17 protein-coding genes and 2 tRNA genes are annotated in these 25479 nt (G+C 46.2%); 7 read left to right on the top strand and 12 right to left on the bottom strand.

What is annotated here, in order from left to right; translation table 11 throughout:
* Positions 1-21 precede the first annotated feature (21 nt).
* Positions 22-1437, bottom strand: coding sequence for an LCP family protein (locus OSC7112_RS30715; protein ID WP_015179570.1), 1416 nt, complete (start codon positions 1435-1437; stop codon positions 22-24).
* 104 nt (positions 1438-1541) lie between these two features.
* Positions 1542-1916: a hypothetical protein gene (locus tag OSC7112_RS30710; protein ID WP_015179569.1), complete on the bottom strand. Its 375-nt coding sequence runs from the start codon at positions 1914-1916 to the stop codon at positions 1542-1544.
* A gap of 245 nt (positions 1917-2161) precedes the next feature.
* Between OSC7112_RS30710 and rpe the strand changes: the two genes are divergently transcribed.
* Entirely contained in the window at positions 2162-2863 is a 702-nt protein-coding gene (gene rpe, locus OSC7112_RS30705; RefSeq protein ID WP_015179568.1) for a ribulose-phosphate 3-epimerase, read from the top strand.
* 399 nt (positions 2864-3262) lie between these two features.
* Here the strand turns inward: rpe and OSC7112_RS30700 are convergent, their stop codons facing one another.
* The 7 genes from OSC7112_RS30700 to OSC7112_RS30670 form a co-directional block, all read right to left on the bottom strand.
* Positions 3263-4426 carry a leucine-rich repeat domain-containing protein gene (locus OSC7112_RS30700; RefSeq protein WP_015179567.1) on the bottom strand — a complete coding sequence of 388 codons (1164 nt, stop codon included), beginning with the start codon at positions 4424-4426 and terminating at the stop codon, positions 3263-3265.
* Between the two features lie 3 nt (positions 4427-4429).
* Positions 4430-5842 (bottom strand): SDR family NAD(P)-dependent oxidoreductase, encoded by a 1413-nt coding sequence (locus OSC7112_RS30695; protein ID WP_015179566.1) that lies wholly within the window; start codon positions 5840-5842, stop codon positions 4430-4432.
* Between the two features lie 68 nt (positions 5843-5910).
* Positions 5911-5982, bottom strand: a tRNA-Ala gene (locus OSC7112_RS30690).
* 8 nt (positions 5983-5990) lie between these two features.
* Positions 5991-6065, bottom strand: a tRNA-Ala gene (locus OSC7112_RS30685).
* A gap of 107 nt (positions 6066-6172) precedes the next feature.
* Entirely contained in the window at positions 6173-8533 is a 2361-nt protein-coding gene (locus OSC7112_RS30680; protein WP_015179565.1) for a VIT domain-containing protein, read from the bottom strand.
* Between the two features lie 432 nt (positions 8534-8965).
* Entirely contained in the window at positions 8966-13492 is a 4527-nt protein-coding gene (locus tag OSC7112_RS30675; protein ID WP_015179564.1) for a DUF4347 domain-containing protein, read from the bottom strand.
* Between the two features lie 315 nt (positions 13493-13807).
* Positions 13808-14590: a DsbA family protein gene (locus OSC7112_RS30670; RefSeq protein ID WP_015179563.1), complete on the bottom strand. Its 783-nt coding sequence runs from the start codon at positions 14588-14590 to the stop codon at positions 13808-13810.
* Between the two features lie 292 nt (positions 14591-14882).
* Between OSC7112_RS30670 and OSC7112_RS40380 the strand changes: the two genes are divergently transcribed.
* Positions 14883-15023, top strand: coding sequence for a hypothetical protein (locus OSC7112_RS40380; RefSeq protein ID WP_190274299.1), 141 nt, complete (start codon positions 14883-14885; stop codon positions 15021-15023).
* 1117 nt (positions 15024-16140) lie between these two features.
* On the opposite strand, the gene OSC7112_RS30660 is transcribed toward OSC7112_RS40380, so the two are convergent.
* The gene (locus tag OSC7112_RS30660) at positions 16141-17577 is read right to left on the bottom strand and encodes a helix-turn-helix domain-containing protein (protein ID WP_015179562.1); all 1437 of its coding nucleotides are present in this window, start codon (positions 17575-17577) and stop codon (positions 16141-16143) included.
* 219 nt (positions 17578-17796) lie between these two features.
* On the opposite strand from OSC7112_RS30660, the gene OSC7112_RS30655 reads away from it, so the two are divergent.
* The 4 genes from OSC7112_RS30655 to OSC7112_RS30640 all read left to right on the top strand — a co-directional run bounded on the left by OSC7112_RS30655 (position 17797) and on the right by OSC7112_RS30640 (position 20147).
* Positions 17797-18300: a DUF2273 domain-containing protein gene (locus OSC7112_RS30655; protein WP_015179561.1), complete on the top strand. Its 504-nt coding sequence runs from the start codon at positions 17797-17799 to the stop codon at positions 18298-18300.
* Positions 18301-18333: 33 nt separating this feature from the next.
* Positions 18334-18906 (top strand): hypothetical protein, encoded by a 573-nt coding sequence (locus OSC7112_RS30650; protein WP_015179560.1) that lies wholly within the window; start codon positions 18334-18336, stop codon positions 18904-18906.
* Positions 18907-19462: 556 nt separating this feature from the next.
* Positions 19463-19804 (top strand): type II toxin-antitoxin system RelE/ParE family toxin, encoded by a 342-nt coding sequence (locus tag OSC7112_RS30645; RefSeq protein WP_015179559.1) that lies wholly within the window; start codon positions 19463-19465, stop codon positions 19802-19804.
* A 22-nt stretch (positions 19805-19826) separates the two neighbouring features.
* Positions 19827-20147, top strand: a complete 321-nt coding sequence (locus OSC7112_RS30640; protein WP_015179558.1) for a helix-turn-helix transcriptional regulator — start codon at positions 19827-19829, stop codon at positions 20145-20147.
* 389 nt (positions 20148-20536) lie between these two features.
* On the opposite strand, the gene lpdA is transcribed toward OSC7112_RS30640, so the two are convergent.
* The gene (gene lpdA, locus OSC7112_RS30630) at positions 20537-21973 is read right to left on the bottom strand and encodes a dihydrolipoyl dehydrogenase (protein WP_015179557.1); all 1437 of its coding nucleotides are present in this window, start codon (positions 21971-21973) and stop codon (positions 20537-20539) included.
* A gap of 444 nt (positions 21974-22417) precedes the next feature.
* On the opposite strand from lpdA, the gene OSC7112_RS30625 reads away from it, so the two are divergent.
* Complete coding sequence (locus OSC7112_RS30625) at positions 22418-22696, top strand: hypothetical protein (RefSeq protein WP_015179556.1); 279 nt, start codon at positions 22418-22420, stop codon at positions 22694-22696.
* A gap of 400 nt (positions 22697-23096) precedes the next feature.
* On the opposite strand, the gene OSC7112_RS30620 is transcribed toward OSC7112_RS30625, so the two are convergent.
* Positions 23097-25382, bottom strand: a complete 2286-nt coding sequence (locus OSC7112_RS30620) for a GumC family protein (protein WP_015179555.1) — start codon at positions 25380-25382, stop codon at positions 23097-23099.
* Positions 25383-25479: the final 97 nt, after the last annotated feature.

Below are 25479 nucleotides of genomic sequence, written 5' to 3'. Positions count from 1 at the left end.
ATACCCCAGTTAAAATCCAGTTTAAAAAGACTTAGCCGCACCGCCGGACTGAGCCTTTTTCTCCAACCAATCCTTACCCAATCTAATTGTCACGTCGGACTGCAAAGAACCGGTACTCTCCACCAGCACATCTCCAAAACCCAAAAACTGGCGAATCGCTTGAGCACCTTTAATATCGCCCTGTTGAGCTACTAGAGTAGTTACCTCCAGCGGTTCGGGCCAAGCTTTATACACCTGAACATTCCGATAACCGGCTTGAGTCAAATTATTGACAAAAGCTTCAACAGCAGATGGATCTCCGGTACTATCTTGAATCGCCACATTCAGAAAAGTCGAATCAGCATTCTCAATTTTCCAAGTATTTTGGCCGAAGTCAAAATGTTCCGCTACCATAGTTTCGATGGCATATTGGTCGGGCAACCAAAAACTTGCCTTGTAGTCCTTAGCATCGCTAAATTTGCCGGGAACCATCAACATCTGCACGCCAGCGCGATCGGTTTGAGTAGCAAAACCAGCCAAAGCTACCAATTCTTCTATACTCAAATTGGTGTCAAGGTGAGACTGAATCACCGACAAAATCTTCGGTAGTCGAGACAGCAAACCTACATTTACTTCCTGTTCCACAAAAGCCCGCATCAACAATTGTTGGCGCTGCACCCGCCCGATGTCGCCCAAATCGTCGTGCCGGTAAAGCAAATATTGCACGATTTGTTCGCCGTTGAGTTTCTGCTTGCCAGCCTTTAAATCTATATATAAATGCTGGCTTTCATCGGTATACTTCATGTCTTTAGGGACATTAATAGTAATGCCACCCAGGGCATCGACCAAACTTTTGATTCCTTGAATATTGACTGTGACATAGCGGTCAATTCCCACGCCGCCTAAGAGTCCGCTGACTGACTTGGCTGAGGAAGCCGGGCCGCCGTAGTAATTGGCTTCGTTGATTTTCACTACACCCCTGCCTTCAACATAGGTGCGGGTGTCTCGCGGAATGGAAAGCACGGTTAACTTTTTATTTTGAGGGTCAAACCTAACCAACAGCATGGTATCGGTTAACCCCTTAAAAGAGTTTTGCCAGACATCGTATCCCAGCTCCTTATCGGGATGGCCGTCGAGGTCTGAGCTGAGAACTTTAAGTCCTAAAACTAAGATATTAACTGGCCGAGTCAGCTCCGGCATTTTCATGCTGAGCTTTGCCATGTCGCCTTGAGAAAACACCGCCGCTTCTTCAGGGCTCAACTTTTGTTGCTGAAGCGGCGTTGTAGAAAGGGAGACGGCTAGCAACGCTCCGGCTGTGGCTGAGAGCATGGCTACTCCAGCCAAACCAAAACCAAAACCCAGCCAGCGGCCTCGATGGGGCTGGGAAGCTTTTTTGGTTGCAGGTTGAGCAGTTGATTGTTGGATAGGGTCTTGATTAGGAATTTTTTGAGCTGGCACTGGCTTCCTCACACACAACAAAAATAAAAAAGATAATGGCAATATGTAGTATCAAGCTGAAGACGCAATCAATCAATAGGGTAGGGGCTTAAAAGAACCCTAAATTATGATAAATGTTTGCCTACTACTTGCTCGGCTACGCGACTAATGCCGGGCAACCATAGTGGTTGACGCTTCCAGAGGCGAACCATCAGTCCCAGAGCAACGATGAAATAGCTGGTTGTTAGCAGGCTACTCATTAATAACATGGGAAGTGTCGGAGATTCCGCAGAAATCGCTCCAGCTTCTAAAAGAATATGTCCTAAGAGCCAACTAAAAGCAAGGGCAATTGCCAAACGGCTGACGGCTTTGCGTTCGGGGCTGCCCTGACGGCGGTAAAGAGTCCACAGGGCGGGGAAAAAGCCGATGACTGGGATCATTAATACAAACAGACTGGCACGATCGAGTTCAGGATTTTCTAAGGGATCTGTTTTTTTCATAATTCGGTACTCAAAATTTGCAGAAGGTCAGATTTTGCACACAAGTTATTTGTTAGAGGGAAAATTTATATCCTAAACCAAAATTCCGAGAGCTGGGCTGGGGCGCAATCGCCAAACTTGTCTGTCAGAGGCAAAATTTTTTGACCCTCCCAATCTCGCGAGCGATCGTTGGCAACTTTTCGACCCGGAGACCCGTATTTTGATAAACTGGATACAGCACAGCAGACAGGAGAACAGACTTAGCCATGACCCAATCCCAAAAATCAATCGTTATTGCTCCATCCATATTATCAGCCGATTTTAGCCGTCTCGGAGAAGAGATTCAGGCTGTCGATCGAGCTGGGGCTGACTGGATTCACGTAGATGTGATGGACGGTCGCTTTGTTCCTAATATTACTATCGGGCCGCTGATTGTTGAGGCAATTCGCCCCGTTACTACCAAGGTGATCGATGTCCACTTGATGATTGTGGAGCCCGAGAAGTACGTCGAGGACTTCGCTAAGGCTGGTGCTGACATTATTTCGGTTCACGCCGAACACAATGCTTCGCCTCACTTGCACCGCACCCTCGGCCAAATTCGGGAATTGGGCAAAATGGCTGGTGTGGTTCTGAATCCTTCGACGCCTTTGGAGTTGATCGAGTACGTGCTGGAACTTTGCGATTTGGTGCTGATTATGAGCGTCAATCCGGGCTTTGGCGGTCAAAGTTTTATCCCGGCCGTTTTGCCGAAAATTCGCCAGTTGCGTAAAATGTGCGACGACAAGGGCCTCGATCCTTGGATTGAGGTGGATGGCGGTTTGAAAGGGAACAATACTTGGCAAGTTCTGGAAGCGGGCGCAAATGCGATCGTCGCTGGTTCTGCTGTGTTTAAGGCGAACGATTACGCAGCGGCGATCGAGGGTATCCGCCACAGCAAGCGCCCGACTCCCGAGTTGGCTGCTGTTTAATTGAAAATGCGATCGTGTCCGGTGAATTACCCAGAATAAAACTGGTTCGCAGTCAGGACTTTAGTCCTTAGTGGCTAAAAGATTTAAGAAAGGACTGAAGTCCTCACTACAAACTGTTGCATGACTTTTTAGCTAAACAGACGGGAATCCCCACACTATACCGATCGAGGTTAGTGTGGGATGAAAAGGGATAGAAAAAATGAACGAAAGTGAATCGTCTCGACTATTGCAGGTTGCGAACCTTGGAGGGCAGATAAATTCACGATCGCCCCGGCAATAAACTACTCGCCCAGATTAATCCCGGTTGTTTGCGGCGGTATCGATCGGCCTGTCCTAGTTCTAAAATTTGCTGAATTTATTTTACATTAAATACTGACGAGTCGCAAAACAGGGTTAAACTCAACGATATACACTCTGAATTAAAGAAACACTACGAGGCTGATGTAATTCTTCACCCAAATTCAGCATTCGGTTGCGATCTAACAAAACTTCAATTCGCCGATCGGGTTGCCCATCTAAAATCAGATAACGTAATTTTTGATTGATTTCTAATGCAGCAATGAGCGCTTTTTTTCCCAAATTGCCAATTCCATTCCGACAAAGATTGAGTTTCAATAAGGTTTGGTTCCGTGCGATCGAATGGGCGATCGCACTTGCACCGATATCTCCAATCTGATTGGGCTGTGCTCCCAACACTCCTGTAGAAGGACTATAACCTAAATCCAGATTACTAAGTTTGGGATGGGTTGCCACTGCTGCTAATAATGGATTGCACCCTGCTACCCCAATTCCATTGCTAGCTAGTCCTAAATCAACCAGTGTTTTATTTTCTGCCAATCCATCCACTAAAACTGTAACACCTCGATCGCCAAGATGATTGACATTAAGAAATAAGCCAGTAATCACAGGATTATCAGCTAAAAGATTAGCCAGTAAAGCAGCATGGTTTTCCTGAATTTGATTGCCGCCCAAGTACAGCCGTTCAACAGTACGATTGGTGTAAGTCAAAACCTCTAAAATGGCTGCTAATCCCTCATCTCCTATTTGAGTATTGACCAAATCTAGCGTGCGGATACTTGTATTGTGACGCAACATTTCCGCTAGACGATCTGCACCTTCAGGACCAATCGGATTGCGTTTTAACCACAAACCAGTTATAGATTGATTCTGCGTCAGCGCTGCTGCAAGTGCAGCAATACCTGTCGATGAAATCGCATTGCAACCTAAATAGACAATCTCTAAACGGTTGTTACGTTGAATCAATCGCGCCACATCCTGAGCACCCCGATCGCCAATACCATTGGTTCCCAATAATAAGCTAGCGATCGCATCATTGTTTGCCAATGCTTGAGTCACTAAATGACATCCCATTACACCTAAATCTTGCTTGCACAAATCAAGTCGTCCATCGGGCATGACTGTGCCGCGCGGGAAGACTATTTTTTGAGCTATCGGTCGATCGGTTTGGAGATAATCGATTAACGATTTGAGTTCGATTACAACTTCGGAGGAAGACTCTATAGGATTGGGTAACGGACAGTGAAGAGCGGTATTTATCATCATTTGCTACCAGGGATAGGGGGCGTAGTCTTTAAGAAAATGACCGTAAATCGGAGGAGCGGGGTTTTCAATACCTTGAACGATCGGATCGTAAATTCTTGCCATCCCATCAATCGCATCTAAGGGCGTGTAAAAGCCTTGTTCTCCTTGAACTCGTATTTTCTTAGGATCGGGATTTTCATTGGTAATCCAACCCGTATCGACGCTGTTCATGAAAATATTAGATCGAGCATAATCAACCGCCGAGGTTCGCGTCATCATATTCAAAGCTGCTTTTGCCATATTGGTATGGGGATGATAGGGTGTTTTACTGGATCGGTTGAATTGTCCTTCCATTGCTGAAACGTTGATGATAAATCGTCTTTCAAAGGATGAACGAAGTAGTAATGGTTTGAGTTGACTGTTAAGAATGAAGGGTGCGATCGCGTTCACCACCTGTACTTCAAGTAACTCAATCGTATTTACCTCATCCAGTTTTAGCAACCAGCTATTCTCGGGGCGAAGATCCAGTTGTTGTCGGTCAGCATCGAAGCAATCGCGCGGGAAGTAATCAGCGATCGCACTCGGTAGGCGAGCTTTGTAATTCGGTTGACTTTCGAGTAAAATAGATTGATGTCGAGGTAATTGCTCCTTTAATAGATTGCTATCGAGCGGGATTAATGCTTGGGCGTTGTTGCTGAGTATTTGTGATGCTTCTTCTTCTCGCTCTAAGAGATGCTGATAAAATGCCAATGGACGCTTGATAGTTTGAGCTGCATTGTTGATAATCAGATCGAGAGCTGATTCAGTATGGAATAAATCCCGTACAAATGTTTCTAATGCTGGAATATTTCGCAGATCGAGTCCGTGAATTTGCAGGCGATCGCGCCACTGCTCGAAATCGGGTTCTAGACTATAGCGATTAGCACAGTCATAGGGGAATCTTGTGGTGAGAATCACCCTAGCACCATCTTGCAACAGTCGCAATCCCATCTGATAGCCAATCTTGATGCGTCCGCCTGTCACTAATGCAGTTCGCCCAACTAAATGGGTTCGCTGTTGTCGTTTTTGGTAATTAAATTGAGCACATTTTGGGCAGAGTGAATGATAAAAAAAATGAATTTCTGTATAGGGTGTTTTGCAAATGTAACAAAGGATGGGCTTGTGCAAATGCTGCGACGATCGGGTTGTTGATTCTGGTAACGCAGCGCATGGCTGTTGTTGGTGCTGATGCTGCACCATGACGGTTGATGCTTTGAGTTGCCTATCTTCAATTCGCCGTTGTTGTTGTTGAGATTGACGCAAACCTTTGCGTCCCTGTTTGTAGATTTTGGCAATCAAACTTTTGAAGCGATCGTGGTCGCCAATGACCGCTGGATCTTCTGAAATTTTTTGCAGAACATTGAGGCAAATTTCTAATTGGTCTGGTGGGAGATTCATCTTGACCAACCCCTTGAGAAATTGAGCGCGAAAACCCCTTCATATATCCAGATTTGATATCGATGGGTGGGGGCTAAGAGGATTTGAACCTCCAACTTCTTCCCTGCAGAGAAAGCGCTCTTCCATTGAGCTATAGCCCCCAAAAAGGTGGAACTGAGGGAGGCTCGAACTCCCAACCTCCGCGATGCTGTCGCAGTGCTCTTCCTCTTGAGCTACCAGTCCCAAATCTTAGAAATCGCTGATACTACATTATAGTTATATCCATTGCGGTAGCATCGGCATAATTATTGGCCGGAATCAGGAGACTATTGTGGTGCAACTCAAGCTGTTTTACGATCGCACCCGCAACGTCAGGCGCACTGTATCCCCAATAAAGTGAGGAATGCGCCAGCTAAAGAGCCATTTTTTGATAGTTTTCAGCAACTCCACATCCGCCAAAGTCGAAGCCTCAGCATCCACAACTATGCGGCTGGGGCGCACCTTACTGAAGACAATTTCTAACACCAATTCGCCGTTTGTACCGGGCGGCACAGTCAGAGTTGCCAAGTGTTGGTTTAAACTATCGATCGTCACTTCATCCAACCCCGCAGCGCTAACAACTTCTACAGGTGATGTGCGGCGCGCCTTTGACGGTGCGGGGGCGCTAGCCCTGGCTGGTGCGCGCAATGGATACATCCGTTTTTCTAGGCGCTTAAATGAGATGCCGCGTTCTAATTCTCCTTCTGGTTCCATCCAGTCTGTGCAGCCATTATCTTCTACATAGCCTGTGCCACCAAATACGCCCTCATATTCCACAGCTTCCGGCATTTCTACAGGAACGTTCATCGAGATGGATTCCGTAGGTTCGACGCGCACATCATCGCTGACAGCCACAAAAGCCGTGTACTGCGACAGAAGCTGATAGGTTAGCGCCGTTTCTGTCACTGTTTCCACTCCCACCTTAGTGTCGTACTGCACCATCTGATTCATCAAATCTTTGATGCGGTGCCGCCCCCAAAGCTGGGCAACTGCCGGATTTCCAGGATCTGTAAAGTCGAGTTGGTAGGTTTGGACGTACTGGTGTCCGCCTGCGCTAACCCCTTTAATATGAAGGGTTCCAGCTTGGCGATCGCCCTTTTTTCCAAAGAGAACCAGCGGTTGTTCGGCAAACAAATCCGGCGCAACTGACGGATAAATTACCGGATTTTCGCCCTCTCCCTGCCAAGTAATTTCCAGATTTACCAACACCGGATTGTTGATTTGCCGGAAAAACTTTTCGACAAATTCGTTAACTGGTTCGTCGTGCCGGATAATCCGGGAGATTCCCCGCCCGATTTCCGCAATGCGATCGAGCAAAAAGCGATTGACGGAACTCCCCGCACCGAAGCTGTACAGGCGGTTCCCCGATTTGAGATGCTGCTGCACTTCCGCGAGAACTTGGTTTTCGTTGCCGATGTAACCGTCGCTGAGGAATACCACAGTTCGCAAGCGCCCGGATGGTGCGGGAAAATCGATCGCCGCCCGAATCCCCCCCAACATTTCCGTACCGCCAGAAGCGCGCAGTTTGTTGATATATTCGATCGCCTGTTGTCGATTTTCTGCTGTATTCGGTAGCGGTTGTTGGGAAAGTCGCCGCACTTTGTCAGAAAAATCCAGAATCGAGAAAGTATCCGCTGGATTCAGCCCGTTAATAAATTGCCGCAACAATGCCTGACATTGCTGCAAAGGCGCACCGGATTGCGAACCGGAAGTATCGACTAAAAAAACGACATCTTTCGGCACAATTTCATCAGTTTTGTACTCGATCGCCGGAATCAAGTAAACTGCAAAATGCCCGCCGCGATCGTCCGCTTGAGTTAATACCGTCGATTGAGTTTCTCGACCAGCAATTTGATAGCGAACAATCAAATCTTTGTTGGGAATTGTATCTTGATTCCCCAATTGAACGCGCACCCTCAGCCCATTTTTGTGCTCGCTTGCTAAGGAAGTTTGGGGAGAGTCGAAATATTCAATTTGCAGTTGGTGGGATGGGGAATTGACATTACGAATCGGTACGCCAGCTTCAATTTCCAGCGTCACGCCGATATCGTGTCCCGATCGCATTCCCGGTGGCAAAATCGGGGCATTGAGGCGCGACGCATCGGGGACAATATCGGTAGACGAATTGACTGTCATTGGGGCTGGGGCGCTACCGCTAGCAGCCGTTTCATCCAGCGGCGTACCGGGAATATATCGCGGCCCGACAACCATCGGAAAAATGAATTCGTAATCGCCAGCTAAAAATTTCAAACTGTCAGTGTAGCGAATCGTGACATCGATTGATTCACCCGGTTTGATGTTGGCGAGGGACTGGGTGAAAATATTATCTCGCTCCTGTTCCAGCAAACCCGCAGTCCGCCCTTCTTGTTTGGCTTTTTCGTAAATTTTTTGGGCTTCTTCGCGTTTTTTGATGCTGCCTTTAATGGTGCGATCGCCAATTTTAATTTCCATCTCATCTACCGCTGCTTCCTCCGGTAGCGGGAAAATATAGACGGCTTCTAACGGCTTGGTGAAAGGATTTTCAAATTGCTGTGAGACTTCAACTCGCGATAAATTTCCGGCAATTTTTGCTCGGACTTCTGTATGTTTCAGGGGAAAAATAAGTTGTTCTCCCTCTGGGGAACGTACGTATAATCCACTGGTTCGATCGGTTGGAGATTTCAAGGATGGCATAAAAGTAGTCCTCCATAAATGATACATCAAAAGGAACTGCAACACGCATCGTCTCGACTGCCTTAATTCTAGCAATTTCAATCGGGAAATTCCGGTAGCATTGGAATTATTAGTAGCAGAAATTAGGAGAGGGCACGTGCCGTCTCCCTACAATATTATTTTGGGTAGGGACACTCCAAGAGCCTTCTCCTCTATATCATTCCGGTGCAACCGGATTTGATATGATTTAACCGCAGAGTACGCAGAGGAAGCAGAGGAAGGGGAGAGAGATAAATGATATCAATTTCGGTTGCACCGGAATGATGTTGACGGTTAACGGTTAACTGTTCACTCGAATTTACTATTCCGATGCTAACGGATTTGATATGACTGGGTTTGAAGTTAAGTTGACACCAATGGACACGGCAAAGTCGTGTCCCTAGGGGTATCGATTTAGACCGCTACAAAATCGGTAGCATTAATCAGCCCTGTTGACACATTGCTGAGAGTTGCTAACAGTTGACCGGAACTGGTAACTCGGAGCAAAGTAGAATTATTTTCTACAGTAATGCTCAGTTGCGAGAAACTTAAACCGCCCCTCAAGCCGATCGCATCGCGACCATCTTGAAAGTCTAAAATAGTCTCGCTGCCGCTGTCGATACCTAAGATAAATCGATCGTCCCCAGTACCTCCAATTAAAGTATCATTCCCCTCATCTCCAAATAACCAATCGTCCCCAGCACTACCCAGTAAACTGTCTTCATCCTTGCCTCCATAAAGAGTATCGTTTCCAGCATCACCGTTAACGGTATCCTGACCTTCATTGCCAAACAACAAATCGTTGCCCAAATCACCGCACATCTGGTCTTGAGCGCCAGCGGAGGCGATCGCCAGAGGGCTGCCAATATCCCCGTACATAGTATCTTCTCCCTCGCCACCACAGAGAGTATCGCTGCCCTCATCCCCAAACAGCACGTCGTTGCCCAAGTCTCCTAGGGCCAAATCATCGCCCTTGCCACCATGCACTGTATCGTTTCCATTACCGCCAGAAAGGGAATCTTCGGCTTCTTGCCCGTTCAGGTAATCGTCGCCACTGAGGCCAAATAGCAAATCGCGACCTGTAGAATCGATGTCTGAAGGGTTAACAGTACCACCGTATAATGTGTCGTTACCCTCATCGCCAATTAAAGTATCGCTCTGTTTGTCTCCAAAAATTATGTCGTCATCTTTGCCACCGTAAGCAACATCTTCGTTCTCGCCCCCAAAGATTAAATCATCTTTAGCACCCCCGTTGAGGTAATCATCGCCCTCATTGCCAAACAGTACGTCGCTATCTTTGGCAGAGGGAAGAATGGTTGTATTTCCTCGATCGATACTGAGGTAAGATCCGCCATAAATATTGTCATTGCCAGTGAAGCCAACCTCTAAGTCGTTACCATTTAAGCCGTCGATATTGTCATTGGTAATCGAACCTTCCAGAATGTCGTCGCTTTCTGTACCGTTGGTGGTGCTATTTGTTTGGTTGGGGCCGCGAATAGCAGTCTGGCTGGGAAAGGTTATCTGCTTGCAAATGCAATCTTCGTCTTGAGTTTCTGGCGTTGGCGTCGGAGTTTCCGTTGGAGTCGGAGTTGTTGTCGGAGTCGGAGTCGGAGTCGGAGTTTCCGTTGGAGTCGGAGTCGGAGTCGGAGTTTCCGTTGGAGTTGGCGTCGGAGTTGGAGTCGGAGTCGGAGTTGGAGTCGGAGTCGGAGTTGGCGTCGGAGTCGGAGTCGGAGTCGGAGTCGGAGTCGGAGTCGGAGTTGGAGTCGGAGTTGGAGTTGGCGTCGGAGTCGGAGTCGGAGTTGTTGTCGGCGTTGGAGTTGGAGTCGGAGTCGGAGTCGGAGTTTCCGTTGGAGTTGGCGTTGGAGTCGGAGTTTCCGTTGGAGTTGGCGTTGGAGTCGGAGTTGGAGTCGGAGTCGGAGTTTCCGTTGGAGTCGGAGTTGGAGTCGGAGTTGTTGTCGGAGTCGGACTTTCCGTTGGAGTCGGAGTTGTTGTCGGCGTTGGAGTCGGCGTTGGAGTCGGAGTCGGCGTTGGAGTCGGAGTCGGAGTTGGAGTCGGAGTTGTTGTCGGCGTTGGAGTCGGAGTTGTTGTCGGCGTTGGAGTCGGAGTTGGAGTCGGCGTCGGAGTCGGCGTCGGAGTCGGCGTCGGAGTCGGCGTCGGTGACTCCAAGTCGTCATTTACGATCGTACCTATGCCCGTCGCTTTAGTAATAGTCGCATTGACAGCGGTGCTGAGGTTGACGTTAAATGTTTCGTCAGTTTCAAACTTAGAATCGCCGTTGACAGCAACAGTAATGGTTTTTGTCGTTTCCCCGGCATTGAAGGTGAGGCTGCCTGCGGCCGCCGCGTAATCGCTATCAGCAGTGTTAGCAGTACCGTCTGACGTGGCGTAATTGACGGTGACGGGCAAGCTAGAAGCTGCTGAGAGAGTGGCAGTAAAGGTGGCGCTAGCAGTACCCGTATTGCCCTCGGTAACAACTACATCACCGATCGAGATACTAGGAGTATCATCATTGACGATCGTAGCAGTGGCGGTGCTGGCGGTGACAGTCGAACTTTCCGGCGCTGCGGTCAAATTTGGGTTGCTGAGGGTGACGGTAATTGTCTCGTCAGGTTCAACTGCGGTTTCGCCCAAGACATCCACAGCAATAGTTTTAGTTGTTTCGTTGGCGGCAAAGGCGATCGTCCCTGTGGCGCTAGTAGCCCCCGCAGCATTGATATTATTGTAGTCGGCGCCGTTGCTAGCGGTACCGGCGATCGCATAATCTACTGTACTCGCTACCCCCGTGCCGCCGCTGCGAGTGACGGTGAAAGTGACGGGTTGAGTGCCGGAATTGCCTTCTATTAAGGAACCTGTCGCTGGATTTGTGAGTGCGATCGCATAAGAAATCGGGTCGTTGGCGGGTATAGTTAGGGTAGTTTGGTTAGTAGTTCCAGCAACGGCATTAATAATAGTACCGAAGTTGAAAACGGCTGTTTCATCATTTTCGGGGATGTCATCAGGATTGATAGTAACAGTGAGATTTTGGGTAAGGGCTGCACCACTGGCACCAGCATTAAAAGTGATAGAGCCAGGGGTAAAAGTGTAGTCAGAACCTGCGCCTTGGGTAGCCGTACCTGTGTTAACTAATGGTACGGTGACATTGGCGAGGGGAGTAGCGCTGAGAGTGACTGGGATAGTAACAGTAGTAGCAGCAATTCCTTCTGTACCTGAGAAAGTGGGAGCACCAAAGTTAACTAGAATGTCGGGATATTCATAAGCACCAATGTCAACGATGCCGTTGCCGATGCGAGCAAAACCAGCACCTCGTTGATCGTTAGTTGAAACGCCTGTGTTGTTGCCTGCGTTGAATGCGGGACTACCTGCATTCAGCGCGTGGGTTTGCGTAAGGCCGCCGTTATTTGCCAGCGCTGCTAGCCCAGGAGTTGGGTTAACGATGTCGCTGCCCGTGCCAAGCGTACCCGTATTGCCCGTGAGATTCCCGATCAGGTTATTGTTATTCCCAGTGATGTTGCCAGAAACGTCGGGATTGATAGTTCCTACTGCGGGAGAGGCATCAAAGTTACCGGCGATGATAGTATTTCTGAGAGCGATCGTCGCCAGACTGCTGAATATGCCACCCCCGTTGTCATTAGCGCCGTTGTTGGCATCTGAGTCAGCCGTGTTATTGGTGATGGTGCTGTTAGTGATAGTCCCCGCAGTACCGCTCCACCAAATAGCACCGCCTTTTTGTACGGCCGTGTTGCCGGAAAGCGTACTGTTAGTGATGTTGAGAGTGCCGTTGCTGTAGATTGCGCCACCTCCGGAAAAAAAAGGATCTGTTGCATCACTTGCTTTGTTGCCGGAGAAAGTGGTGCCGGCGATCGCAAGCGTACCTTCGTTATAAATGCCGCCGCCGGGTTGGGTTATCACTTCGTTGTTGGTGATGCTGCTATCAGTGACTGTCATCGTGCCTTGGTTTCTGATCGCACCGCCACCGAATGCAGTTGCTTTATTATTAGTAAAGGTAGTATTAGTGAGTGTCGCCGTGCCACTATTGAAAAGAGCACCACCTCCTCCAGCAGTGTTATTAGAAAAGGTAACGTTGGTGAGGTTTAGCGTTACGCCATTGCCGTTACTAATGCCACCGCCACCAGCACCAGTATTAGCGTTAGCAAAGGTGAGGTTAGAAATGCTAACAGTGCCGGTATTAGTGGTAAGTATCTGCACTGCGTTGCTGCCGCTGACTGTCAAGGTAGCTGCACCTGGGCCGTTTAGAGTGACGCTTTCATTAATAGTTGGCAGTGTCGTAGCGAGGGTAATTGTGCCAGTAATGCCAGTCAGGTCAATAATATCTGCGCCTGCGGTAGCATTGGCTTGGGTAATGGCATCTCGCAGCGAGTTTGCACCGGAGTCGTTGGTGTTGGTAACTGAGAAAGTAGCTAAAACGTGGCTGTAAGCTGCGATCGCCTCTTGGGTGAATGCCAAAGGTGTCTCAATCGAACCAATTGTTACTTCTAAATCCCAGTCGCCGCCTAATGCAGCACTTCCTGTCAGGTTTTTGGAGGCGGCGATGTCTGCACCTGTGAGTTGATTGAGGCGTTCCAAGAACGATCGCCCCACCGATAGCGGGGCGATGTCTGCCGCCACGCTGCAACCGTACAGGAGGATATCGGCGCCAGGGGCTAAGGCCTTTTTCCACTGCCCAAGTCGATCGCCGTATTCGTCTAGGTTGTCGGAATTTAGCTGAATTGACCCCAGTTGCAAATTTCCAGCCCCGCCGTGAGAAACAATATGAACGGCGGAAATATCGGTGTAGCTAGCTAATAACTCTGTAATTTGCTCGACTCCATCCCCCGCCCGATCGAGGATAAATATCTCTTTCCTTGGTTCAGCGCTTGGTGCAAGGCTTTGATAATCTTCAACGGTTGGGTCAATGACAACTATTTGCCTAATTTTTTCCATGATAAATTTTCCTCGTAGATGCAAGGGAAATGGAGCTTAAAAGCGGCAATCTTCTTGCCAAAAGAATTCAAATTAGTATTGACAAATAATCATTTGAATCCACTAGCTAGGTTGGGGAAAGCTTGTAAAAGGCAAGATATAATGCTTAAGTCATAAGCAGCTTAGAGTCTTACTAAGACAACACAAGGAGCAACTTTGTTCCCAATCGTAAAAATTAGTCAGTAAATATAGCGATCGACCCGATCGCCCATTCGAGCCCCGACTTCTTTAAGAAATCGGGGCTCTGGGGGTTCGGTTTTTTTTAGGTGGGCTTACTTATTTGGAGATACTAGCGAGAATGCTTTCCATCTCAGAAAGCTCGATCGCCCCGGAGAAAGTTTTGCCGTTCATAATAAAAAACGGAGTGCCTTCAATGCCCAGTTTTTGAGCCAGTTGCACGTCTTTGGCAATGGCTGCTTCGGCAGCGGGGCTGTTGCGATCGGTGTTGAATTTATCTAATTTTAGATTGAGCTTTTGGGCGATCGATCCGTACAATGGTTCGCCTAACTCTTTCTGCCCTTCAAACAAAGCGCTGTAGTATTCCCAGAATTTGCCCTGCTGCCCTGCCGCCCAAGCTGCTTTAGCTGCTGGCAGCGCTTGAGGGTGAATTGAAGTCAAAGGAAAATGCTTGTAAGCTAAAGTAACTTTGTCCTGGTGTTTTGCCATAAACTGCTTGACAGTATCGTAAGCGCGCGCGCAAAACGGACATTGAAAGTCAGAGAATTCTAAAAGTACAATCTGCTGCGAAGCTGAACCCGTGGTGGGAGAATCCCCGATTGCAGATTTGGGATTACTTTTCATCTGCTGCAAAAATGATTCCTGCGCTGCTTTGAGAGACTGCTGCTGCTGTTGCTGGTACGCTTGTACCGACTCTAAAATTGCTTGCGGGTTTTCGCGGATAATCTGCAAGACTTGCTCTTTCAACTTGGGATCGACTGAATTGCCAGCCCCTGACTGTGCGGGGGAACAACCGATAAATACCAGGCAACCTGCCAGGAGTGCAGCCAAGCAGAAGGCTTGCTGGCTGCGGAGTTTTCGCCAAATAGTGGATACGTTCATCTTTTATTTCTCATTCACGGCAACACTTAATCCTACATTTAATTTGGCGGAGTGTCAGGTATACCGCTGTTGACTGCTGTGCAGCTATTTTTAGCTTTGACCAATAATTAGTAATTCGTAATTTGTAATTGGCAAGGTTTTTTACTTACCATATCGGCTACGAACCCAATAATTAAGATTTAACCAATCCGGATTTAGTATTATAATCTTACAGCAGATTCCATGTATAGCAATCCTAAATTATTATCATGATTGTGATACAATTATATGCAATACTCGACCGTGAAAAAAAATGAATAAATTACAACGGCTACAAAAAGATAGTGAAAAAGAAATAGCCCAATTAGAATCTTTCATTAAAAGCGATTTCGATGCCAGAGAACTAAAACGAGCAATAGCTGTAAGGATGGCGCTCTCAGGTGATCTACCATGAAATCAGCAAGATATGGCGTGTAAGTATTTTTTTATTGGTTGTCAGAAAAAACAATTTAAAACCCAAGGTATCGCCGCACTCAAACTATGACATAGGGTACTTAACAGCTCAACAAAATACTGAAGTAATTGAGAGGTTAAAAAATAAAGAATATGGGAATTTAGATGAGCTGGTTACTGATTTAGAGCAAGGATTTGGCGTGATATACAGCGGTTCTCAAAAAAGTGAGGTATGCCCTATGCCCTATGCCCTATTCCCTAGAGTACCTCATATGAGAGCTCGAAAGGCTATATAAATCAAAACAGAGTTAATATGAACTTTTTATCGAAAAAAATAGTTAAAAAAACTCAAACAACTCATCCTAAATTTTATAAAAAACTGGTAAAAAAACACGGAATAAATTAACATTTTTTTTATTGAAAAACAAGGCAGGTATAGAATCCGGGGAAAGAATAGTATTGTTTTTAGATGAATGTCATCTACTTAATGGCGATCTAACTGGTTATATTTGGGGTCAATCATTGCATCAGAATTGAATTTCCAATTACCAATCAAAAAGATAGACAAACTTATTTGGGCGCACTCAATTATCCAAGCAAAGAATTCCATGTTCAGAGCCATCCATCTGGCGATGGAAAATCAACAGTTAAATTCATAAAATATTTACAAAATAAATATAAAAATCGCAAGATTATCTTGATAATGTAGGGAGATATTTATCATAAATATGGAGAATTTAGAGACTTTTTATTAGAACTAAATGGTGACAAAAAACCTGATAATTGGTCAATTATTTGTATTTTATTTGCTCCCAATGCTCCCGGACAGAATCCGGTTGAAGATATTTGGTTACAAGCTAAAAACTTTTTAATAAAGTATTGGTATTTATGTAGGTCTTTTAAGATTGTCAAATTTTTGGAGAGAGTTTTTTACTAACGAACATAAATTTGATTTCCCCAAAATACGTCAATATACTTACACAGAGAAAATCATTTAGGATTGCTCTAGATATAGAAAATCATTTAGGATTGCTATAGGTGACTTGGGTTTGTGTGAGTGACATGGTTTTTGGCTTGCCAATACTAAGAAGATTATAAGGGCGATCGGGCTTCATGTTCTATGTTGAGGGGCAATAGTTAGTTTTGACATACTCTTTTAGTACGGGTGCAAGGGTAAAAAATGTACGATCGCCCTCCGGGATTTTTTCAATTAATGAACGCCGTCCCAAGGATTGCATCACTTTCAAAAAGTGCGATCGAGATAATTGCAGATTCTCTGGCACTTTTGAGAGGGAAACTGGCGCGGTTTCACTCGCTAGCCATGACATTACCTGTTTTTCTGACTCGGATAAACGATTAAATGGCCTATCCAGTAAAGATTCTAAATCACCTAAAAATAATGGTTCGTCAGACAAAAAATCCGATAGGCTGCCGTTAAATAAATCTTGAATCATTGTAGCAACTATTTTTAACCACAAGGGATTGCCTCTATATTGTTCAATTAGTTCTGACAATTTTGCATCTTCAGTTAAACCTTTTTCTCGGAGAATTCCCCCCGCTGCTGCACCTAAACCATTCAGTTGTAATGAGCGAATTGGCTGGTTTTTGCCTTCTAATGCGGCGATTTCTCTAGGCTTTTCCGAACCAATCAGGATTAAACAACTGTTGTGAGATAATTCTCCTACCTGTCTGAATAGTGTGCCGTAATCTTCGTATCCAGGTTGGTAAATACCAGCGAGTTGTCCGCTGCTATTTACCATTTGTACGTCATCGAGTATCAGCAGACAGCGGTATTTTTGCAAGTAGTTCAGTAGGGGCAAACCCCCCGTGGTTGCCCCATTCTCTGGGACAACCACGCCGTCGGCATTTGGGGCTGGCACGGGGACATCGCCCCTACTGAAGAATTGAATTATATTTGTTTGAAGTATTGACAGGGGTGGAGATGTGGCGAGACTTCGCCAGATGATGAAATCAAATTCATGTTTGATTTGTTCTACTAGGTGTACGGCGAGAGCTGTTTTGCCAATGCCGACTATGCCTAGTATGGCGAGTAGGCGGGTGTTTTCGTGGAGAATCCACTGTTTGAGGGTGGTGAGTTCGGATGCGCGATCGTAGAAAATGCCAGACTTAGGCATTTCAGCTAAGAATTGACGCAATTTTGGTTCAGTGTTGCCTTTGTTTAGAGGTTCTTCATCGGTTGGTGAGTTGGGGAATTTTGGAGACTGTGAACTATTTTCACAGACGTTGACGTTACCAATGTGTACACAATCTTTATTATTGAAGTTCCAGAGATTTGATAATTTTAATCGCTCGAAGGTGACTCTAAAATTTGATTTATTGACTTCTTCGCCTAATACTTCTGATAGTAGCTGCCATAATTCAGAGGCAATATCTTTAATGTGACCTTCACTACAGTGAGATTCATCTGCTATTTTTGAGTATTTCTGACCTTGTAAAGTTCCCCGCAGTATCACCTCTTGCAGATTGTCTAAGTGTTTTCCCGTATTGATAAAAACTAGGTCGTCGGCAAGTTTTAAGACTTCTTGAACGTCCATAGGTCGGGTTAATGCTGGGGTTTTGCCTATTATATCCTACTCGATCCGACTTTTTCCGACCCGCCCGATCGAGTTTCTCCAGCGTTTTCTAGCGTGGGTAAATCGCAAATGATATAAAAGTGCCTACTTTATCCGACTTTTTCCGACTCGACAAGACTGAGATTTTATAGTCACAATCATATTTAAGAGGCACTATTATAGCTTTCCCATAGGAAAAAAATGACTGCACAAGCATTATCCCTCCCCCAAGCAAACTTAAAAATGGCTCTCTGGCAAGTAGATGCCGATTCAATGAGTAGTAGCGAGTTGTATGTCTGGTTAAACGATATCGGCTTGCCCCACGAAGTCACCATCAGATTGCACGAGTTGGCTAGCTACACGAAAAAATCTGGTAACAAAGTTTTGGCTGTAGGGAAAATTGTTCTGATCAAAATTATCGAGTTTGTCAAGGCACATCCTAATTTAGCTACGGGCATTGCTCTAGGAGCTGCTGTGGGGCTATTGGCAAGTTCAGTACCAATTATAGGCCCATTGTTAGCGCCATTGGCAGCAGCGCTAGGTATAACTGTTGGTGCGATCGCTGGACATAGACTAGATGAAGGCTACCGTCAAGTAGATGGCATAGTTGGAGTAACACAAGACATTATTCAAATCGCCCGATTGTTTTTTCAACTACTGATTGATGTTTTTAATGCAGTTTTTCGCAACGTTATCACTGCTTAAAAAACAAAATTTGAAAAAATCAAGAGGTTTAATATGTCAGAAAATAAAAAGGTAACTAAGGAGCAAATCCTTAAAGCGATCGAGCAACTGGAAAAAAATCCTAATGATAAAATGGGAATTTTAGGTGATATTGGGATTGTAGGAGTTGGTGCAGTATTAGGTGCTGGTGCTGCTGGCACTGTAGCTGCGGCCGCAGGTGCAACAGCTATCCCAATAGTTACAACTGTTGGGTCATGGTTGGGGCTAAGCTTATTAGGGGCAACTCCGGTAGGATGGGTAGTTGGAACTGCAGCAGCAGGTGGAGCCATTGCCTATGGAGTATCGAGGCTAACTAGAGGTGGCGGTTATAATGAAGCGAAACAAGCAGAAATCCTCAAACAGTTAAAAGAACAGCTAAGAGAGGTTGAAACAAAAGAAAGAGCATCTAAGCTTGGAGAGAGTGACAAGACAAAATTTATCGTTTCCTTGAAAGAACCAATTGAGCTTAATCTAATTAGCCCTCAAGATGCTCAGGATTTAATTAGGAATGTCGAAAGTGGTCACATACCTATCAAGGAAGCTATTAATATGGTCAAGGCTATAGTTGAAGCCGCTCAACCCCAATAGTCTTTTAAATCCATCACCTGAAAATCCTCGGCATCGGCTATGTTGCTCTGGTATTTCTGAGAATTGACTTAGCTGCTAAAAGAACGATCGCCCTTCTATTATTGAAGTGCGATCGCTCTTTTTTTGAGTATAACTAATTCTGTTTCTCCAACACCATAGGGAAATTTACCGCTTTAACAACCATTCATAAGACAAACTATAGTCAGGCTGAGTTAATCGGTTGATCGATCGGCACGAATATCATCAACAACCATTCCACTTCTCACTGGATTAAACTTAAATTTTTACTCAAAGCCGATTTATCTGCTGGCGAAAACAACCTGGTTAGCGATGATGGCGATGATGAAATTGGCGAACTGACTCTGATTTTAGATGCCAATCTCAAAGTAATTGATGAAAACTGGTCGATCGACCTCGAATCTCCTTTTGTTGTTGCTAAAATTCAGCCAGATTTACAACATTCTGATTGAAATACGATCGACCTTCTCTTTATAAGGCAAGCTGTATTGCCAATATGTCTGATTTGACATACGATCTAAAAAAACCCAAAATATAGATGGTAGATTCGGAAAGCAAACCCCTTGTCTGGCTTAGTGGGGAAGTAAAAACACCGCCATTTTCTACTGATGCGCGTATTCAAGCCGGATTTCTGCTGCGAAAGCTACAGGATGGCGAAAGCCTATCCATGCCATTCTCTCGCCCTATGCCAAGCATCGGAGCTCATTGTCACGAAATCCGTCTAGCCGATTCACAGGCAAGCAAGGATTGGCGCATCATTTATCGAATTGATGTAGATGCTATTATTATAGTGGATGTATTTAACAAAACCACGAACAAAACACCGGATTCTATAATTGAAAAATGTAAAAAGCGCTTGAAGCAATACGACGAAATTTAAAGTTAAATCTAGAAGGTATTTTATGGACATAGCTAAACGCCAACGCTTAGAAGCAGCAGGATGGACTATCGGGACAGTAGAGGAATTTCTCGGACTTTCATCAGAAGAAATTGCTTTCATAGAAATGAAACTTGCACTGAGTAAAGCCATCAAACAAAACCGGATTAGCCAACAGATGACTCAGCACGAGCTTGCCCAGAAAATTAACTCTAGCCAGTCAAGAGTTGCTAAAATGGAAGCTGGCGATCCTTCCGCTTCCCTGGATCTCCTGATTCGCACCTTGCTGATATTCGGTGCTACACGCCAAGACATTGCTGAGGTAATTCTTAACAGTGGTTCCTGACAAATATCTCATCTTAAGTGAATTAATCAAAGTCCGATCGCCCTCCAATCATTTTTAACAGATATGAGCATTAACGATAAACTTAAGAACATACTGATGCAACTTCGATCGCACTTCGAGCAACTTTAGGGCGATCGCCTCACCCAAATGGTACTCTACGGTTCCCATCTCAATAAGCCTTTGACGGGCGACCATCCTGCCCACCCCACAAAAAAAACTTACTCTTTGTGGAACAGGCATCTTGCCTGTTCTGGAGAATGCTAAAAGATGCAATTGCGAGCACTTTCATCTCCTTTAACTTGCTCTACCGCCGCCCTAAAACAGAATACTGAAATCCCCGACTTCTTCAATAAGTCGGGGATATAAAAGAATAAAACAGCCCCTACAAATTAATGGCTACCAGCTCCAGCCGCCCGTTTAAACGCCTCATCCAACACTTCCGAAAGAGTCGGGTGAGTGTGCACTCGGAATGCTAAAGTGTTCACAGAATCGCGCTGGGCGATCGCATTTGCCGCCTCCTGAATCAAATCCGAAGCGTGCAAACCGAAAATGTGAACTCCCAACAACTCCCCAGTATCTTTCCGGAAAATCACCTTAGCCGTACCGTCGGTTTCCCCTTCAGCAATAGCCTTAGAATTTCCCTTAAAATAAGTCTTGACAGAAGCTACCTCAAACCCTTCAGCTTTTCCTAACTCCTTCGCCGCAGGTTCCGTCATCCCCACATAGCTAATTTCCGGGTGAGTAAACGCCGCCGCCGGGATGCTCAAATAGTCAACTTCGCGCGCACGGCCGCAAATATTTTCTACTGCGGCAATTCCCTGAGCAGACGCAGAATGCGCTAACATCATTTTGCCGTTAACATCGCCGATCGCCCACAAATTTTGCACCGGTTCTCCCGCCGCCAAAACCTGCATCTTATCGTTAACTGGGATATAACCGCGCATCGTTTCCACGCCAACAGTTTCTAACCCCAAATTCTTGCTCACCGGCACCCGACCAGTTGCTACCAAACAAGCATCAACTTCCAAAACTTCGACAACTTCCTTAGTTTTGAAATCAGCTAATTCAATAATGACCGGCGAACCAGGAGTAATCTTCTTCGCCAAAACACCTACTTTTGTTTCAATATCGCGGGGTGCAATTAACACTCGTTCTGCCAACTTAGCAATATCCGGGTCAAAAGTCGGCATCAACTGATCTAGAGCTTCAATCATCGTAATTTCGCAGCCTAGGGCCGTGTAAATATCCGAAAACTCCAAACCGATATAACCGCTGCCAATAATTGCGATCCACTTCGGCAGCGATTCCAACCTGACAGCATCATCGCTGGTAAATACAGTTTTGCCGTCAATTTCTATCCCGGGGGGGACGAAGGGAACCGAACCGGGAGCGAGAATAACATCCTTGGCGGTAATAGTTTTCTCGCCTTTATCGGTTTCGACGGTAATTTTTTGAGAACCGGCAATTTTTCCCCAACCTGGGATGACATCCACGTTCAAACGTTTGAGGCTGTTGGTCAAGTCGCCGCGGAGTTTGCTGACAATAGTATTAGCATGATTGGCGATCGCCCCGCGATCGAAATCCACACTGCCCAATTGAATTCCCAAAGTCTTCAGGTGGTGGGCATTCCGCAAATCTCGCACCCGCCCGGAAGCCGCCAACAGCGCCTTCGAGGGAATGCAGCCGCGGTTGACGCAAGTCCCGCCCATGTCGCCCGCTTCGATAATTGCCACTTTCAGCCCGCAGCTAACCGCGTGTATGGCCGCGCCGTGCCCGCCCACGCCAGCGCCGATAATTGCTAAATCGTAATCAAATCCCTGAGTCACCTTAAAATCTCCTAATGCCTTTGAAATCTTAGGACTCAAGCAAAAAACACCGTTTCTCCGTCCTTTCGAGTTGGCGCGTTGCCATCGCAACCCTTGAACAGCGGTAATAGTTGCATAAGTCCTGTCTCCTTATTCTCGACTAGACTAGAGTTAATTAGACAACGAAAGAGCCGTAACTGAGATTTTTTCAGGGTCAATAATTTTGAGCTGAGTCTGCACAAGTCTCAAATCACTCAGTAGGCGGGTGTAGAGTTAAATATAGTTTGAAGGCTGACAATGCCCGCAGCAGGTTTTATATGGGGCAGCAAGTTCAGCCACAGGCATTCCCATCGCCCGGTTAAATTCTGTCCTCCTGCTTGTTTTAGTCGGTTTTCATGTCTAATATCTGCACGCGCCGGGGCGGACAGACTTTGTTGGCAAATTTTAGACCCTATGGAGTGGCTTATGACGGATGACGACGACCAGAAAGATTTACGCCGGGCCTCGGCTCAATCATTTTTTGAATCCCTGGATGAATTGTTCGATTCTATAGAATCGAACAGCACTCAAGCTGCACAACCTAAATCTCCACCGCCTCCGGCTAAGTCTTCGAGTCAGTCTTCGAGTTTGCCGAAGAAGACTAGACCTGCGAAAATTAATTTGTCGGATTTTGAAGATGCGATCGCCGATTTGGAACAGTTTCTCCAGAGCAAACACCAGAAACGCCCGGAATCCAATCAATAGCGGGATGACACATTTTCAAGTGTTGACTGTTGACTGTTGACTGTTGACTGTTGACAAGCGAAATATTTTACACATCATTTCCAGATCCCAGATTCATCTGTGGAGTCGAATCTAAAATCTAAAATCTAAAATTTAAAATCAACTGGCTGTTGACTGTTGAACTCGCGCAAAAACCGATACTTGCTTGAAGACCGGAGTTGCCCAGAGCGCAAAATTTTAGACCTAAGTTGAAGCTCCCAGATTCATCTGTGGAGTAGATTGTTCAATCTAAAATCTCAAATCTAAAATCGACTGAATGTTAGCGGTGGTTTCGGCTGAAGCTGCTGATGGCGCACCCTAAAATATATTCAAATATTCACATTTCCTTGAGGATTGCTTTACCGGAATCGAGCCAGATAAATTAGCTCAATTTACTATTAATAGCTTTGTTTTTGGGCTTTGACTGCTGCGGTAATTGCCTCGATCGCACTTCGATCGCGCGATCGCCGATCGCACTCAAAGGCAACTCCCATTCATCAATATCAATATCATTGCGGAACTTCACCGGAATATCAGCACCGTTAATAATCGCTCCCAACAGCCGCGGGCCGGATTTATGCGACTCGTCCTCCTCGGATTCCAGCAACTGATCCGCAGCCTCAGACAACATACTAGACAAAGTGTAGCCAGGCCGCGCCACCAAAATCATACCGTCCGTGTACGGTTCCAGCGTCAGCGCGTCGTTGCACTCGCTCAATGCCGGAGAATCCACAACCACAAAATCAAAGCGGTTGCGAACATCCTCAAACAATCTCCGCATTTCGCTCGATTCGAGTACGGCGGAGGCTTGCCGCAAAAAGCCGGGACTCGGCACAACGTATAGATTCTCTACCTCTGGAACCAAAAGGACGCACTCGCTAATATTGCCGTAATAGTGCAAAGGTTCCACAGTCGCCAAAGGATCGGCAGCAATTTTCAAAGATTCAACGTTAGAAGGCGATCGCAAATCTGCTTCAATTAACAAAGTCCGTTTACCCGATCGAGCCGATGCAATTGCCAAATTGTAAGCGCTAAAACTTTTCCCCTCCAAAGGCGCCGCCGAAGTCAGCAACACCACCTTGACCGGTTTGTTCCCGATCCGGCGCAAATTAGTACGCAACCGCTCGTAAAATTCCAAATAGGGAGAATTTGCCTCCAGGGCGAGCGGCATTATTTCATCGCCGTAGGAATCAAACACCGTCACTTCAGGCAAAACTGCCAGTATCGGCACCTCTTTTTCCACCAAAGCCGCCCGCACTTCTTCCCAACTGTAAAACTTGCCGTTGAGCATCCCCAACAAAAATATCAACCCCCCGCCCAGCAGCAATCCCACAAATCCGCCCACAGCCAGCATCACGGGCAAACCTCTCTGGTTTGACTCCACGTCATCAGTTTGCGGAAATTGGGCGATTCTCAAACTCCCCGTTGTCTCAGCTACCGCCGCCTCAGCATCTACCAAAGCCGACTGCATCTTGTCGTAGAGAGCTTTTTTGAACGCCACTTGCTGGGCTAACCGCGCTTGTTCTAACTGCTTGTTAGGGATTGTCGCGTGTTCCCGACGCAATAGCTGTTCAGTTTTCTCGATTCCTTGGAGTTGCTGTTGCAGCGCATCCCGCTGCGTTTGCAAACCAATCAAAGTTTGAGCTAACTGCTGTCTGGCCGGATCTAAAGAAGAGTCTACCCGAATTCGAGCGGCACTTCTGAGCGGAGCCGCCACCCCGTTACCGCCGAGTACCTCTGATTGCCGCTGCTGCAACTGCTGCTCAAAAGCTTGTTTTTGTTTGAGCAATTCTACAATTTTCGGGTGTTCCTCCTGCAAGTCGCTGCGGAGAATTTTGAGCTGAGATTCGATCGAAAACAATTGCACTCGCAGTTGGGCAATAATGGGATCGGCAGAGAGTGCTTGAGCGACGTAAGCTTGCTCCACATTCAATCCCAAGCGCTCCTGCAAACTGTTAATTTGAGCTTCAATTCCTCCCAACTGCACGCGGAGTTGCCGCTGCTGCTGTTGGCTGCTGGTAATCGCTTGCGGCAAAGCACCGCTCTGAGCTGCTAAAATTGAAGTTCCTTCTCGTTTTTCGTAAGCTTCAAGTTTTGCTTCCGTCTCTCTGAGTTCCTGAGTTACTTTCGGCAAACGCTGGTTAATTTGGGCGATCGTTGCTCGCAGTCTAGAAGTATTAAATTTTTTGCTGTACTCTACCATTTCCTGCATCAGCGTCTCTACTACCTCTACGGCTTTTTTACGATCGGCATTTTTGTACAATACTTGAATCAAAGCGCTGGGGTCATTATTCTTGCTGGGCATCTTTACTTGCACATCTTTTTCCAGCTTTTTAGCCAAAGCTTTTACTTTGTTTTCCGCTTCTTCTTGGTTTAATTTTTTTTCGGCTTTGATGAGTTTTTCTGCTGCTGGTTTAACCACCATTTTATCCAGCAGCATATCTTTAGTTATTTCTTGTCCTTCCTGTTGAATTTTAGTAGTAGTCGATGAAAAAATCACGCTCGGTCTGTCGTATGCCAGCGTACCTATTGCAACGTAAACTGGGGCCGCCTTTGGCTGCAGGGCCACTACTCCCGACACGCCCACAGTCACCGCGAGAGTAGCCAGCCCCACCCACTTGTATTGGTCGAAAGCAATTAAATAACGTTTGACAACGGATAAAGTCATGACGATTTTAGATTTTAGATTTTAGATTTTAGATTGCTAATTCTTAACGATAACTAATGACTGCTGACTAATTCTACAAATCCCCCAAAAACCTTAG

The sequence above is a fragment of the Oscillatoria nigro-viridis PCC 7112 genome (assembly GCF_000317475.1).
GTDB lineage: Bacteria > Cyanobacteriota > Cyanobacteriia > Cyanobacteriales > Microcoleaceae > Microcoleus > Microcoleus nigroviridis.
Note: the sequence above shows the minus strand (reverse complement) of the source record. Positions and strands in the feature narration are given on the sequence as shown.

Coding starts and splice junctions, on each gene's coding strand:
- OSC7112_RS30710 (WP_015179569.1), bottom strand. CDS start 1,916: ATGAAAAAAACAGATCCCTTAGAAAATCCTGAACTCGATCGTGCCAGT.
- rpe (WP_015179568.1), top strand. CDS start 2,162: ATGACCCAATCCCAAAAATCAATCGTTATTGCTCCATCCATATTATCA.
- OSC7112_RS30700 (WP_015179567.1), bottom strand. CDS start 4,426: ATGATGATAAATACCGCTCTTCACTGTCCGTTACCCAATCCTATAGAG.
- OSC7112_RS30695 (WP_015179566.1), bottom strand. CDS start 5,842: ATGAATCTCCCACCAGACCAATTAGAAATTTGCCTCAATGTTCTGCAA.
- OSC7112_RS30680 (WP_015179565.1), bottom strand. CDS start 8,533: ATGCCATCCTTGAAATCTCCAACCGATCGAACCAGTGGATTATACGTA.
- OSC7112_RS30675 (WP_015179564.1), bottom strand. CDS start 13,492: ATGGAAAAAATTAGGCAAATAGTTGTCATTGACCCAACCGTTGAAGAT.
- OSC7112_RS30670 (WP_015179563.1), bottom strand. CDS start 14,590: ATGAACGTATCCACTATTTGGCGAAAACTCCGCAGCCAGCAAGCCTTC.
- OSC7112_RS40380 (WP_190274299.1), top strand. CDS start 14,883: ATGAATAAATTACAACGGCTACAAAAAGATAGTGAAAAAGAAATAGCC.
- OSC7112_RS30660 (WP_015179562.1), bottom strand. CDS start 17,577: ATGGACGTTCAAGAAGTCTTAAAACTTGCCGACGACCTAGTTTTTATC.
- OSC7112_RS30655 (WP_015179561.1), top strand. CDS start 17,797: ATGACTGCACAAGCATTATCCCTCCCCCAAGCAAACTTAAAAATGGCT.
- OSC7112_RS30650 (WP_015179560.1), top strand. CDS start 18,334: ATGTCAGAAAATAAAAAGGTAACTAAGGAGCAAATCCTTAAAGCGATC.
- OSC7112_RS30645 (WP_015179559.1), top strand. CDS start 19,463: ATGGTAGATTCGGAAAGCAAACCCCTTGTCTGGCTTAGTGGGGAAGTA.
- OSC7112_RS30640 (WP_015179558.1), top strand. CDS start 19,827: ATGGACATAGCTAAACGCCAACGCTTAGAAGCAGCAGGATGGACTATC.
- OSC7112_RS30625 (WP_015179556.1), top strand. CDS start 22,418: ATGACGGATGACGACGACCAGAAAGATTTACGCCGGGCCTCGGCTCAA.
- OSC7112_RS30620 (WP_015179555.1), bottom strand. CDS start 25,382: ATGACTTTATCCGTTGTCAAACGTTATTTAATTGCTTTCGACCAATAC.